Source organism: Streptomyces sp. MST-110588, assembly GCF_022695595.1.
Classification (GTDB): Bacteria; Actinomycetota; Actinomycetes; order Streptomycetales; family Streptomycetaceae; genus Streptomyces.
This window is the reverse complement of record NZ_CP074380.1, coordinates 620001-633388: the sequence shown is the minus strand read 5'-3', so window position 1 is coordinate 633388 and position 13388 is coordinate 620001. Positions and strand designations below refer to the sequence as shown.

The 13388-nt window shown below is 72.7% G+C and carries 9 protein-coding genes and 2 pseudogenes; 6 read left to right on the top strand and 5 right to left on the bottom strand.

The window, feature by feature from the left end:
• Nucleotides 1-103: 103 nt before the first annotated feature.
• Entirely contained in the window at nt 104-469 is a 366-nt protein-coding gene (locus KGS77_RS02830; RefSeq protein ID WP_242578524.1) for a DUF962 domain-containing protein, read from the bottom strand.
• Between the two features lie 179 nt (nt 470-648).
• On the opposite strand from KGS77_RS02830, the pseudogene KGS77_RS02825 reads away from it, so the two are divergent.
• The 4 genes and pseudogenes from KGS77_RS02825 to KGS77_RS02810 all read left to right on the top strand — a co-directional run.
• Nucleotides 649-1083 (top strand): annotated as a pseudogene (locus tag KGS77_RS02825) (NUDIX domain-containing protein); the annotation flags it as partial.
• A gap of 234 nt (nt 1084-1317) precedes the next feature.
• Nucleotides 1318-1652 (top strand): annotated as a pseudogene (locus KGS77_RS02820) (DNA hydrolase); the annotation flags it as partial.
• A 131-nt stretch (nt 1653-1783) separates the two neighbouring features.
• Entirely contained in the window at nt 1784-2746 is a 963-nt protein-coding gene (locus KGS77_RS02815) for a hypothetical protein (RefSeq protein ID WP_242578523.1), read from the top strand.
• 21 nt (nt 2747-2767) lie between these two features.
• The gene (locus KGS77_RS02810; RefSeq protein WP_277994179.1) at nt 2768-4162 is read left to right on the top strand and encodes an adenylosuccinate synthetase; all 1395 of its coding nucleotides are present in this window, start codon (nt 2768-2770) and stop codon (nt 4160-4162) included.
• Here the strand turns inward: KGS77_RS02810 and KGS77_RS02805 are convergent.
• Together KGS77_RS02805 and KGS77_RS02800 are read right to left on the bottom strand one after the other, a co-directional pair.
• Nucleotides 4084-4896: a M15 family metallopeptidase gene (locus KGS77_RS02805; protein ID WP_242578522.1), complete on the bottom strand. Its 813-nt coding sequence runs from the start codon at nt 4894-4896 to the stop codon at nt 4084-4086. The two genes, KGS77_RS02810 and KGS77_RS02805, sit on opposite strands and share 79 nt — an antisense overlap.
• Before the next feature lie 75 nt (nt 4897-4971).
• Nucleotides 4972-7401: a TIM-barrel domain-containing protein gene (locus KGS77_RS02800; RefSeq protein WP_242578521.1), complete on the bottom strand. Its 2430-nt coding sequence runs from the start codon at nt 7399-7401 to the stop codon at nt 4972-4974.
• A 356-nt stretch (nt 7402-7757) separates the two neighbouring features.
• Here KGS77_RS02800 and KGS77_RS02795 point away from each other — a divergent pair, with 356 nt between their 5' ends.
• Both KGS77_RS02795 and KGS77_RS02790 read left to right on the top strand, forming a co-directional pair.
• Nucleotides 7758-9806 carry an acetoacetate--CoA ligase gene (locus tag KGS77_RS02795; protein ID WP_242578520.1) on the top strand — a complete coding sequence of 683 codons (2049 nt, stop codon included), beginning with the start codon at nt 7758-7760 and terminating at the stop codon, nt 9804-9806.
• Between the two features lie 236 nt (nt 9807-10042).
• A complete protein-coding gene (locus KGS77_RS02790) occupies nt 10043-10960 on the top strand; it encodes a hypothetical protein (RefSeq protein WP_242578519.1) in 918 nt (305 codons plus the stop codon).
• 155 nt (nt 10961-11115) lie between these two features.
• On the opposite strand, the gene ptsP is transcribed toward KGS77_RS02790, so the two are convergent.
• Both ptsP and KGS77_RS02780 read right to left on the bottom strand, forming a co-directional pair.
• The gene (ptsP, locus tag KGS77_RS02785; RefSeq protein ID WP_242578518.1) at nt 11116-12786 is read right to left on the bottom strand and encodes a phosphoenolpyruvate--protein phosphotransferase; all 1671 of its coding nucleotides are present in this window, start codon (nt 12784-12786) and stop codon (nt 11116-11118) included.
• 80 nt (nt 12787-12866) lie between these two features.
• Entirely contained in the window at nt 12867-13316 is a 450-nt protein-coding gene (locus KGS77_RS02780) for a PTS glucose transporter subunit IIA (protein WP_242578517.1), read from the bottom strand.
• Nucleotides 13317-13388 lie beyond the last annotated feature (72 nt).

Here is a 13388-nt window from a genome sequence, read left to right as displayed (position 1 = left end):
CGGCACGTGTGCTGCGCAAAGCTGACGGGGCGTCAGAAAGTCTGCCACGCTCCCGCCCGGCGCGGAACCCCGGTACGGCCGGACGTCACCCGCACGCGGAAGGTCACACCGAGCGGTCCTGGTGTCCGTGTTCCGCGAGCCACTTGCCCGCGGTCGCCGCCAGTTCGGCGTCCCGCCCGGAGAGCATCATCCGGATCATCTGCATGTCTCCGCGCAGTGACCACGCCGGGTGCCCGAAGGTGGCGGGATTGTTCCGCTCGATCAGGAAGTGCGCGGGCCAGGCCGTCCCGTAGCCGATGACCGGCAGTCCGAGCAGCAGCCGGGGGCGCCGCCGCGCCAGTCCGTACGCGGACACCGCCAAACCCGTCAGGGTGCCGGTCAGGTGCACCCACCGGGTCGCGGTCTTCGCGTGCATCGCGACGTAGTACGGCCAGAACTCCTCGTACGACCCGAACTCGTGACCAGCCATACGCGCACGCTACCCGGCGCTCGGCAGGCCCTGCCAGGGAGACGGTCCTGCCGTCCGTCGCCTCCTCCCGTCGCCCCTTTCCCGGTGCGCGTGCTAAGTTGTTCTCGTTCCGAGAAGAACTCATAATGAGAACAACTCACGCCGCAGGGGTGACGGGAAGAGTGGAGGCGAACGTGGACGTGGACGCGCACGCGGAGCGACACCGCGACGAGGACGAGGGCGCCTTCCTCGCGGCCTACGACCCGCGAGCGTTCCCCGCCATCGCGGTCACGGTCGACGTCGTCGTCCTGACGCTGCGCCAAGGCACCCTGCACGTGCTGCTCGTCCAGCGCGGCGGGCAGCCCTTCGAAGGGGCCTGGGCGCTGCCGGGCGGATTCGTACGTGCCGGACAGGAGTCCCTGGACGCCGCCGCGGCCCGCGAACTGGCCGAGGAGACCGGCCTGGACGCCGCGACCGGCCTCGGCCGCGTCCACCTCGAACAGCTCGGTTCGTACGGTGACCCGGGCCGCGACCCGCGGATGCCCGTCGTCACCGTCGCCTACCTCGCCTTCGCCCCCGACCTCCCCGAGGCGCGCGTCGGCGGCGACGCGTCGGCGGCGGCCTGGGTCCCGGTCGCCGGCCTGGACCTCGGTACGGGCACCTCCCGCACCGGCAGCGGTACGGATGCCGGCAGTGGCGCCGATGCCGGCAGTGGTGCCGGTCCGGCCGATCAGGACGCCGGTCGTCATTCCACTGAACCGGACACGGCCCGGCCGCGTCCCCATGAACAGGGCCGTGGGCACGGGATCGACGGGGGTGGTTCCGTGCCCCGGCCCGACGCCCGCACCGCGCCCGCGCGACCGCCTCTCCCGCTGGCCTTCGATCACGCGCAGATCCTGGCCGACGGACTGGACCGCGCCCGCTCGAAGATCGAGTACACCCCGCTGGCGACGGCCTTCCTCGCCGAGGAGTTCACCATCGCCGACCTGCGCGGCGTCTACGAGTCCATCTGGGGCAGCCCGCTGCACGCGGGCAACTTCCACCGCAAGGTCCTCTCCGTCCCGGGCTTCGTCGAATCCACCGGGACGACCGCGGCCCGGGGCGGAACGCGCGGCGGCCCCGGGCCCGCCTCTACCGCGCCGGTGACGCACGCCTCCTGCACCCGGCCCTGCTGCGTCCGGAACGGGAGGACGGCGTCCGCTGAGCGGGCCCGGTCCCGGCACGCGCCGCCCGCCGACGCGCGCCGATGCGAGCACCACACCGCGCACCACACAGCACATACCGCGTGCGTCACAGCGCACCGCACCGCCACACACTCATCAAGGGGGAATCACCATGGGCAGCGGCACCTGGTCCACCAACGTCTACGGCGCGGCGGCGAGTTACCGCGCCGCCACCGGCACCGGAGCCTTCGACTACAGCGACCGCCTCACCGCATCGGCCCCGCGGCAGTCCTGGAAGGCACACCCCAGCCTGGACCCCAAGGGTCTGACCCGCCGCGAGAGCCGGGACTCCGACGAACACCCCACCTCACTGGCCATCTCCGTCATCTTCGACGTCACCGGCTCCATGGGATCGGTGCCGCGCGTCCTGCAGACCAAGCTGCCCGAACTGTTCGGCCTGCTGCTCAGCAAGGGGTACGTCGCACACCCGCAGATCCTCTTCGGCGCGGTGGGCGACGCCACCTGTGACCGGGTGCCGCTCCAGCTCGGCCAGTTCGAGTCCGACAACCGGATGGACGAGGACCTGGGCAACATCCTCCTGGAGGGCGGGGGCGGCGGACAGATGACCGAGTCCTACGAACTCGCCCTGTACGCCATGGCCCGGCACACCTCCATCGACTGCCACGACAAGCGCGGGCGCCGCGGCTACCTCTTCCTGATCGGTGACGAGATGCCGTACGGCAAGGTCAAGGCGCGCGAGATACGCGCGGTCTTCGGCGACCCGGTCCAGGAGGACATCCCCCTCCCGGCGATCCTTGCCGAGCTGCGGCGCAGCTTCGAGGTGTTCTTCATCCTCCCGGCCGGCGCCGCCCACGTCGGAGACACGGCCGTCCTGGGCACCTGGCGCAAGCTGCTCGGCCAGAACGTCATCGAACTGGACGACCTCGACGCGGTGTGCGAGACGATCGCGCTGACCATCGGCCTCGGTGAAGAGGCCGTCGACCTCGCCGCGGGACTCGACGACCTCGCCGACATCGGCTCGGACGCCGGGGAGACCGTCAGCAGGGCCCTGTCCCCCCTGGCCCGGGCCCGCGCTGCCCGTACCCACCCCCGCCGCGGCGCGACCCGGCCCTGACCCCGAAGGACCGCACCCCCCATGCACACCATCGTCGTCGACCTCGGTTACGGCGACGCGGGCAAGGGCACCGTCGTCGACCGGCTCTGCGCCCCTGGTCCAGGCGCCCCGCCGGTCGCCGCCGTCGTCCGCTTCAACGGCGGAGCCCAGGCCGCGCACAACGTCCTGACCGGCGACGGCCGTCACCACACCTTCGCCCAGTTCGGATCCGGCACCTTCCACGGCGTGCCCACCCACCTCTCCCGGCACATGCTGGTGGACCCGTTGGCGCTGGCCACCGAGGCCCGGCACCTCGCCTCCCTCGGCGTCCCCGACCCGCTGTCCCTGCTCACCGTCGACCGCCGCGCCCTGCTGACCGCCCCGTACCACGCCGCGGCCAACCGGGCCCGCGAGCAGGCCCGTGGCCCGGCCCGGCACGGCTCGTGCGGCATGGGCATCGGCGAGACCGCCGCGTACGCCCTGGCCCACCCCTCCGACGCACCCACCGCCGGCGACTGCCTCTCCCGTACGGTGCTGCGCCGCAAACTCGCCCTGCTCCGCGACCGGCTGTCCGAACAACTCGGCAGCCCACCGGGCGCCCTGCCACCGGACGTCCCGCCGCTCGACCCTTGCCTGGACGCCTTCGCCGCCTTCGCCGCCCATGTCACCCTCGTCGACGACACCCACCTGCCCCGGCTGCTGCGCCGCGGACCGGTCGTCTTCGAAGGCGCGCAGGGCGTCCTCCTGGACGAATGGCACGGTTTCCACCCCTACACCACCTGGTCCACCACCACCTTCGCCAACGCCGAGTCCCTCCTGGCCGACGCCGGACAGCCGCGCGCGGCGCTGCGCCTGGGAGTCGTCCGTACGTACACCACCCGGCACGGCCCCGGCCCGCTCGTCACCGAGGACCCCGGCATCCTGACGGCCGTCCCCGAACGGCACAACGGCCACGGCCGCTGGCAGGGCCCCTTCCGCGCCGGCCACTTCGACGCGCCGGCCCACGCCTACGCCGCCGAGGTCTGCGGGGGAGTGGACGCCCTCGCGCTCACCCACCTCGACGCCCCGGCCCACCACCGCGGCCTGCGCATCGCCCACGCCTACCGTACGGACGACGGCCTCATACGGCGCATACCGGCCTCACCCCCGGGTGACCTGACCCGCCAGCAGCAGCTCACCGCCACCTTGCTCACCGCCCGCCCCACCCACTGGCAGACCCCCGGCCCCGATCCCCACGCCTGGACCCAAGCCATCGGCGCGGCCCTGGCCGCCCCCGTCATCCTGGAGTCCTACGGCCCCACCGCAGCCGACAAGACCGACCGTAGGCCGACAAGACCGACCCGTACACGGACACCGGCTCATCGCCCGGTGAGCGACCGCCGCGACACCGGAAAGTCGAAATACGTGTCGGGAAAGGTCTCCGGTGTCAAGGTGTAGTGCCACCACTCGTTGGGATAATTCGTGAAGCCGGCCCGTTCCATACCGTCCTTCAACAACAGCCGGTTCTTCAACTGTTCGCCTTTGACGCGGGGATCGAGGGTATGCGCCAAGGTGTCGAAACAGTCATAACCCGTACCCATGTCGAGGGAGTTGTCGGGGAAACGCTCCGCGCGCGGCGCATAGCACGGGACCAGCCGTTCGCCGGGTTCGTAAGGGCGTGTCGGCAGGCCGGGGAGCCGTACGAGCGTGAGGTCGAGCGTGCTGCCCCGGCTGTGGCCCGATTTCTCGGCGATGTAACCGTCCCGGAAAAGCGCCGACTTCTCCACCCGCGGATAGAACTCCGCCTTCATGCGCTCGTCGTCCAGGTCCTTGGCCCATGCCACGAAATGGTTCACGGCGCGTTGCGGCCGGTAGCAGTCGTACACCTTCAGGGTGTAGCCGCGCCGCAGGAACGACAGTTGCGCCCGGTGCAGGGCCCGCGCGGTCTCGCGCGTCAGGATGCACAGCGGGCGGCGATAGCCGTCCACCGGCTCACCCACGAAATTGTGTTCCGAGTAGTAGCGCATCTCCTGGCGAATCGTCGGATCCACGTCCCGCAGTGCGACGAATTCCTTGGGGGCGGTCGGGTCGCGGTGGGCCGCCCGCGCATCCGGCGACGGCAGCGCGGTGAAAGCCAGCAGTGCGGCGCCGGCCGCGGTGAGGCCGCGCAGCGCGGCAGCGATTCTCGGCATGGGTTCCCTCTACCAGCCGGCACGGCTTTTCGTCCAGCAGCCGCACGGCCACCACGAAATCCCCCGGCGGCCCCGTCAATCCGGCCGGGATTCCCTCCCCGTCCCGCGTACCCGGACCGGGTATCCGGCCTCGCGTGCGGCCTGCCCTTCCTCCGTCCGCTCCACCACCACCCGGCCCTGCGCCCACCGCGACACGAAGCGCTCGACGACGGGGCGCTGCCACCCGTCCCCGGCGTCCGGTACCACCACCGCGCTGCCCGTACGGCCCGCGGCCGGTGCCCAGGTCTCCAGTTCCATCCGGCCCTGCGCGCCCGTCACCGGGAGTACGGCGCCGGCCCGTGCCAGGACCGCGATCCGGGACAGGGGAGTGGCCAACCGTACCTGCCCCGGGCCGTCGTACGCGTGTCCGGTGGCCGTGTCGTACCACCGGCCGCGCGGCAGCCGCACCGTCCGCTGCCGCACGCCTTCTTCCAGCACCGGAGCGACCAGCAGCGCGTCCCCCAGGAGGAACGCGTCCCCGCAGTCGCGCAGCGCGCGGTCACGCGGCTCCTCCCACCACACGGGCCGTACGTACGGAGCTCCCGTCAGCCGCGCGAGATGTGCCAGCGTGACGAAGTACGGCAGCAGCCGCTCCCGTTCCAAGAGCGCGGCCCGCGCGTGCTCCAGCACCTCGGGCCCGTACTCCCACGGCTCCCGGCGGCCCGCGTACAGCGCCGAGTGCGTACGGAACAGCGGGAGGTAGGCGGCCAGTTGGAACCACCGCAGATACAGCTCCGCGGACGGCACGCCCGAGAAGCCGCCCACGTCCGGGCCGCTGTACGGCACCCCGCACAGCCCCAGTCCCAGCACCAGCGACAGCGATGCCCGCAGCCCCGGCCAGCCGGTCGCCACGTCCCCCGACCAGGTCCCGCCGTACCGCTGGAGCCCCGCCCACCCCGAGCGCGAGAAGAGGAACGGGCGCTCCTGCGGGCGCAGTTGACACAGCCCCTCGTAGCCGGCCCGCGCCATCGCCAGACCGTAGATGTTGTGCGCCTCCCGGTGGTCACCGCCGCGGCCCTCCAGCGCGTGCCGGGCCGATCTGGGCAGCGTCGCCTCGCCGAACGCGGCGAAGGACACCGGCTCGTTCATGTCGTGCCACACCCCCGAGAAGCCCTGCGCCAGCCGCTCCGCGTACAGACCGCCCCACCACTTGCGCACCCGCGCATCCGTGAAATCCGGAAAGACCGCCTCGCCCGGCCACACCAGGCCGCGCACCTCCCGCCCCCGCGCGTCCCGTACGAACGCCCCCGCCGCCGCACCGCTGTCGTACACCGCGGAGCCCGGCTCCGCCTTCACCCCCGGATCGACGATGGACACCAGCCGGACCCCTTGCGCCCGCAACTCCCGGGCGAGGGCGGGCAGGGCGGGAAAGGCCGCCCGGTCCACGGTGAACACCCGGTGACCGTCGTAGTGATCGATGTCGAGATGTACGGCGGACAGCGGCAGCCCCCGTTCCCGGTAGCCCGCCACGACCCGCCGCACCTCGGCCTCGCTGCCGAACCCCCAGCGGGCGTGCTGATGGCCCAGCGCCCAGCGCGGCGGCAGCGCGGGCGCGCCGGTCAGCGCCGTCCAGCCCTGGAGGACCCGGGCCGGGGCGCCGACCAGGATCCAGTAGCGCAACGGCCCGCCGTCCATCCGCAGCTCGCAGCGGCCCGGCCGGTCGTGACCGGAGCCCGCGCCCTCCGCGCCCTCGCGCAGCCTGACCCGGCCGTCCCAGGAGTTGTCGTGGAAGACCAGATGCGTGCCGGCGTCGGCCACCACCAACTGGACGGGCATGGTGATCGACAGCGGGTCGTCACCCGGGACGAACGCGCCGCCGGGGTCGGTGTTCCACAGACGGTAGGAACCGGCGCGCAGCCGGGGGCCGTCCGCCCGGCCGCCCAGACCGAAGAAGCGGGCGTCGGCGGGCACCTCGGAGCGCTGCACCCAACGGGAGGCGAGAGGGCGTCTCACGGCCGGCTCCTGCGCCACCCGGTCCCACCAGCGCGGCGGCAGCTCGCGCCGCAGGACCACCCCGCCCGGGGTCCGTACCTCCACGGCACCGTGCCGCGACACCGCCACCATCACCCGCTCGGAGACCACCCGCCAGCCGCCACCGGTGTCCGGCTCCAGCACCGCCCGCCGGTCCGCCTCCGGACACGGGCCGGCCAGCGCGTACGACGGTTCCGGCCCGGCCCCGTCCCAGCCGCAGAACACCGCGCCGCCCGCCGCCACCCGCACCCGCAGCGAGGAGCGGGCGAAGTGCACCACCCCGCCGCCCGGCTGCGGATCCGCGCCGTACGCCGGCCCCGGCACCCGCGCCATCTCCGCCCCGCCGTGCGGCAGCCCCACCGCGTCCGCCCGGTGCCGGCGCCACGCCGACCGTACGGAGCGCAGCCCCTGCGCCGTACCGAACATCCTGGCGGCCCCGATCACCCGGTCCGCCGTGAGCATCCGTACCGACCGCACCAGATCATGCCCGTCCATGCCGCTCACCCTGCCACCGGCGCCGCGCGGTGCGGGCACCGTTCAGCTCCCGTTCACCTGCCCGGGCCGCCGCGACCCGGCCACCTGCAACCTTCCCCGGCACCCCACGGCTCCCGCCCGCACCGGTCACCCCACCACCCCATAGGGGCGCCACCCCCATCCCGTGGGGTGCCACCCCGTTCCGTGGGGGCACCACCCCATTCCGTAGGGGCGCCCCCTACCCGCCCCCGAATGTGGCAGCCGACCCTGGTGCACAAGTCGATCACATGGCATCGTCCTGGCAAGCCGTGTCACGCGCACACCCCAGCCGTGCGCGGAGCCACGCACACGACGCGTACAGCAGCCGGGAGCCGACCATGACCACCGCACCGCAGCACCCCGTCCCGCAGCCGGAGCCCCTGTGGCAGCCCGGCCCGGACCGTATCGCCGCAGCACAGGTCACCCGCTTCCACCAGTGGGCGGCCACCCGCCACGGCGCCCCCGCGCCCGTCGCGGACGACCCGGCCGCGAGCTACGCCGCCCTGCACCGCTGGTCCGTGGACGAACTCCCGCGCTTCTGGCAGGCCGTCGCCGAATGGTTCGACGTACGCTTCACCACCCCGTACGAGACCGTGCTCGCCGACGCCGCCATGCCCGGCGCCCGCTGGTTCCCCGGCGCCACCCTCAACTACGCCGAGCACGCCCTGCGCGCCGCGCTGGACCCCGCCCGCGCCGATGCCCCGGCCCTCCTCCACGTCGACGAGACCCACGAGCCGACGCCCCTGACCTGGTCCGCGCTCCGCGCCCAGGTCGGCTCCCTGGCCGCCGAACTGCGCCGGATCGGCGTCAGGCCCGGCGACCGCGTCAGCGGATACGTGCCCAACATCCCGCAAGCCGTCGTCGCCCTCCTCGCCACCGCCGCCGTCGGCGCCGTATGGACCTCCTGCGCCCCCGATTTCGGCGCCCGCAGCGTCCTGGACCGCTTCCAGCAGGTCGAACCCGTCGTCCTGTTCACCGTCGACGGCTACCGCTACGGAGGCAAGGAGCACGACCGGCGCGAGACGGTGGCCGAACTGCGCCGCGAACTGCCCACCCTGCGCGCCGTCGTCCACATCCCGATCCTGGGCACCCCCGCCCCCGAAGGCGCCCTGACCTGGTCCTCCCTGATTTCCGCCGGCACCGAACCGGTCTTCGAGCAGGTCCCCTTCGACCACCCCCTGTGGGTCCTGTACTCCTCCGGCACCACCGGCCTGCCCAAGGCCATCGTCCAGTCCCAGGGCGGCATCCTCCTGGAACACCTCAAGCAGACCGGCCTGCACTGCGACCTCGGCCCCGACGACCGGTTCTTCTGGTACACCTCCACCGGCTGGATGATGTGGAACTTCCTCGTCTCCGGCCTCCTGGTCGGCTCCACCGTCATCCTGTACGACGGCAGCCCCGGCCATCCGGACACCGCCGCCCAGTGGCGGGTGGCCGAACGCACCGGCGCCACCCTCTTCGGCACTTCCGCCGCGTACGTCATGGCCTGCCGCAAGGCCGGCGTCCACCCCGGACGCGACCTGGACCTCTCCACCGTCAAATGCGTGGCCACGACCGGCTCCCCACTCCCGCCCGACGGCTTCCGCTGGCTCCACGACGAGGTCGCCGAGGACCTGTGGATCGCCTCCGTCAGCGGCGGCACGGACGTGTGCAGTTGCTTCGCCGGCGCCTCGCCCACCCTTCCCGTACACGTCGGTGAGCTCCAGGCCGCCTGCCTGGGCACAGACCTCCAGGCGTGGGACGCGCAGGGCAGGCCCGTCACCGACGAGGTCGGCGAACTCGTCGTCACCAAGCCCATGCCCTCCATGCCCCTCCACTTCTGGAACGACCCCGAGGGGAGCCGCTACCGCGAGAGCTACTTCGAGATGTTCCCGGGCGCCTGGCGGCACGGGGACTGGATCACCCTCACCTCGCGCGGCACCGTCGTCATCCACGGCCGCTCCGACTCCACGCTCAACCGGCAGGGTGTCCGTATGGGGTCGGCCGACATCTACGAAGCCGTCGAGCGCCTTCCCGAGATCCGCGAATCCCTGGTCATCGGCCTGGAACTGCCCGACGGCGGCTACTGGATGCCGCTGTTCGTCCACCTCGTCCCGGGCGCCACACTGGACGACGCGCTGCGCACCCGTATCAAGCAGACCATCCGCGAACAGCTCTCCCCGCGGCATGTGCCCGACGACATCATCGAAGCCCCCGGAGTGCCGCACACCCTCACCGGCAAGCGCATCGAGGTCCCCGTCAAACGGCTCCTCCAGGGAACGCCCCTTGAAAAGGCCGTCAACCCCGGGTCGGTCGACAACCTGGAACTGCTGCGCTTCTACGAGCGGGTCGCGGCGGAGCGCGCGAAGCCGGGCGGCGAGCTGAACGCCGTGAGCCGGATGCCGTGAGCCGGATGCCGTGAGCCGGACGCCGTAACGCCGGCGCCCGCCTCACCGGGCGCCGGACTACCCGGGAAAGCCCAGGTCAGCCGCCATTGTCAGACCCCTCGGTTACTGTCCGTCACAAGCGTTGCGCTTGCCGCAGCGCCTCCGGAACCGACCGAGGGGGAGTCATGACATCGGAATCAGCGTCCCGACGCACGAACCACGCTGACAACGCCAACCACACGGACCACACGGACCGTGTGAAGCAGACGAAGCGCTCGAAGCAGGCGCGGCAGACGGCCGCCCCCCGCGCCCACCGCGCCCTGCGCCGCGAAATCCCCAGCACCGCCGCCGTACTGGCCACCCCACGGGACTTCGCGGCCATGCGCCGCTACCGCACCTTCACCTTCGAGGACCACGCCACCTACCTCCAGCAGATGGAGCACCTGCTGCACACCCTCAGCGCTCAAGGCATCCATACGACGATCAGCCTCTTCGACCCCGTCGCGTACGAGTCCTTCTGCGCGGACCACGCCCTGGAACCCGACCACCCCGCCAGCCGGACGCGCTACACCGCCGAACTGGCCTGCACCGGCCCCACGCTCCCGTACGACGACCGGCCCCTGAGCCGGCTCCTGCCCGCCCTCGTCGAGGAGACGGAACGCCAGGCCACCTGGGACCACGCCTCTTCGCTGCTCTCCCGCGCGGGGGAGTGCGCGCAGTGCGGCGCGGACATCGCCCGGGCCGCCTTCGCCCGGGCCACCCGGGCGGTGACCCGTCTGATGGAGGCGCTCGGACGCGGCACCCACCACCTGGTCTGCAGCGTCCCGGCGGACGGCACACCCCTGCTCGCCGTGCTGCACGCCACGGGCCGCGAGGACGGCCGGCTCGACCTCTCCGAAGCCCAGGCCCTGATCTTCTGTACGGTCCTGGCCACCGGCATCGCCCTGCACAGCCCCGGCGGCATCGTGTCCCGTACGGCGGACGACGCCACCCACGACACGGTCCGCGGCTGGTCCCTGCACGACGGCTGGCTACGGCCGCTCACCGCGGGGGAGGTCTTCACGGCCTACTGCACCGACGTCGAGACCGGTGAACCCGTCCCTCCGGAGCCGGGAGTCGAACACCTCCCCGGCCTCCCGCTGCCGCCCCCGCCGGACGAACACCAGCACCGCTGAGCGCCCCCCGTCCGTACAGCCCGGACCGCATGGACCGCATGGACCGTACGGCAAGCATCCGCCGACACGGCAGATGGCCGCCCCGCACGGAGCGGGACGGCCATCCATGTCACGACGAGGTGACCGGCCCGCGCGGCGGGCCGGTCACCAGGAGATCACTCCCCGGACAGCACCGCCTGGGCGGCCAGCCGCGCCTCCTCGGCGGTGTCCGCGGCCCGCGCCGCCGCGGCGGCCCGCTCGCACTGCGCCAGCGTGTGCTTGGCCAGCGTGGCCCGCACGTACGGAATGGACGCGGCACCCATCGACAGACTGGTAACACCCAGACCGGTCAGTACACACGCCAGCAGCGGATCGGAGGCCGCCTCGCCACAGACACCACAGCTCTTGCCCTCGGCCTTCGCGGCCTCGGCCGACAGCGCCACCAGGTCCAGCAGCGCGGGCTGCCACGGGTCCTGGAGCCGGGAGACCGCGCCCACCTGGCGGTCCGCCGCGAAGGTGTACTGCGCCAGGTCGTTGGTCCCCAGCGAGAGGAACTCGACTTCCTGGAGGATCGCCCGCGCCCGCAGCGCGGCGGACGGGATCTCCACCATGGCACCGAACTTCGCCTGGAGCCCGGCCTCGCGGCACGCGTCGGCGAACGCCTTGGCGTCGATCCGGTCCGCCACCATCGGGGCCATGACCTCAAGGTAGACCGGCAGCCCCTGGGCGGCCTCGGCCAGCGCGGTGAGCTGCGTCCGGAGCACCTCGGGGTGGTCCAGCAGCGTCCGCAGGCCCCGGACGCCCAGCGCCGGGTTGGGCTCGTCGGCCGGCGTCAGGAAGTCCAGTGGCTTGTCCGCGCCCGCGTCCAGCACCCGTACGACGACCCGGCCCTCGGGGAAGGCCTCCAGCACCTTGCGGTACGCCTCGACCTGCTTCTCCTTGGAGGGAGCCCGCTGGCTGTCGTCGAGGAAGAGGAACTCGGTACGGAACAGACCCACACCCTCCGCACCGGCCTCGACCGCGGCCGGCACATCCGCCGGACCGCCGACATTCGCCAGCAGCGGGATCTTGTGTCCGTCCGACGTGGCGCCCGGACCCGAGGAGGCGGCCAGCGCGGCCTTGCGCGCATGGGCGGCCTGCGTCAGCTCCGCACGCTTCTCCTCGCTCGGGTCGACGAAGATCTCACCCGTGCTGCCGTCGACGGCGATCACAGTGCCCTCGACCAGCTCGCCGGCGCCCGGCAGCGCCACCACGGCCGGGACCCCCAGCGCCCGCGCGAGGATCGCGCTGTGGCTGGTCGGCCCGCCCTCCTCGGTGACGAAGCCCAGCACCAGCGCCGGGTCCAGCAGTGCCGTGTCGGCCGGCGCCAGGTCCCGCGCGATCAGTACGTACGGCTCGTCACTGTCCGGCACGCCCGGCATCGGCACGCCCAGCAGACGGGCGACGATACGATTCCGCACGTCGTCCAGGTCGGCGACCCGGCCGGCCAGGTACTCACCGGCACCCGCCAGCAGCGCCCGGTACGCGGCGAACGCGTCGTAGACACCGCGCTCGGCGGTGCTGCCCACGGCGATCCGCCGCTCGACGTCCGCCATCAGCTCCGGGTCCTGGGCCATCATGGCCTGCGCCTCAAGCACCGCCTGGGCCTCGCCGCCCGCCAGGTTGCCCCGCGCGATCAGGTCGGCGGCCACAGCTTCCACGGCCTGGCGGGCACGCCCCTGTTCGCGCTCCGCCTCCTCCGCGGGAATCTGCTTGGCCGGCGGCTCCAGAACCGCCGTACCCATGTGCCGCACCTCGCCGATCGCCACACCGTGGCTCACGCCGACGCCTCGCAGCGTTGTCTCCATTTCACCCGTCTCCGGTAGATGCGGCGGACACTGCCGCCGCGGTGGTTGTCTGCATACCGTCGCTCAAGGACGGCGCCGGCTCACTGCCAGGTAAAGAGCGCGTCGCCGGACTTCACGTCGCCGTCCTCACGGACCTCGGCGAGCGAGTCGGCGGTGGCTTCGAGCGCGACGATCGGGCAGACCGGCGATTTCCCGGCCTCCTCGACGGCGGCGGGGTTCCAGCGCACGACGGCCTGGCCGCGGCTGACGGTGTCGCCCTTGTTGACGAGCAGCTCGAAGCCCTCGCCGTTGAGCTGAACGGTGTCGATTCCCAGGTGCGTCAGTACGCCATGGCCCTCGCCGTCGACGACGACGAACGCGTGCGGGTGCAGCGAGACGACGACACCGTCGACGGGCGAAACGGCCTCGGAGGGCTCACGAACCGGGTCGATGGCGGTACCGGGACCCACCATCGCGCCGGAGAACACCGGGTCGGGCACTGCCGCGAGTCCGATGGCGCGTCCTGCGAGCGGGGACGTCACGGTGGTCATGGGAAGCCTCCCAGGGGTGGAGATTCATCAGGCCGCCGTCCTACCTGTTCCGGACGGCGCGCCGATCAGAGC

Excerpts from the sequence above, each read along its gene's own strand:
- KGS77_RS02830 (WP_242578524.1), bottom strand. The coding sequence starts at position 469 with ATGGCTGGTCACGAGTTCGGGTCGTACGAGGAGTTCTGGCCGTACTAC.
- KGS77_RS02815 (WP_242578523.1), top strand. The coding sequence starts at position 1,784 with ATGGGCAGCGGCACCTGGTCCACCAACGTCTACGGCGCGGCGGCGAGT.
- KGS77_RS02810 (WP_277994179.1), top strand. The coding sequence starts at position 2,768 with ATGCACACCATCGTCGTCGACCTCGGTTACGGCGACGCGGGCAAGGGC.
- KGS77_RS02805 (WP_242578522.1), bottom strand. The coding sequence starts at position 4,896 with ATGCCGAGAATCGCTGCCGCGCTGCGCGGCCTCACCGCGGCCGGCGCC.
- KGS77_RS02800 (WP_242578521.1), bottom strand. The coding sequence starts at position 7,401 with ATGGACGGGCATGATCTGGTGCGGTCGGTACGGATGCTCACGGCGGAC.
- KGS77_RS02795 (WP_242578520.1), top strand. The coding sequence starts at position 7,758 with ATGACCACCGCACCGCAGCACCCCGTCCCGCAGCCGGAGCCCCTGTGG.
- ptsP (WP_242578518.1), bottom strand. The coding sequence starts at position 12,786 with ATGGAGACAACGCTGCGAGGCGTCGGCGTGAGCCACGGTGTGGCGATC.
- KGS77_RS02780 (WP_242578517.1), bottom strand. The coding sequence starts at position 13,316 with ATGACCACCGTGACGTCCCCGCTCGCAGGACGCGCCATCGGACTCGCG.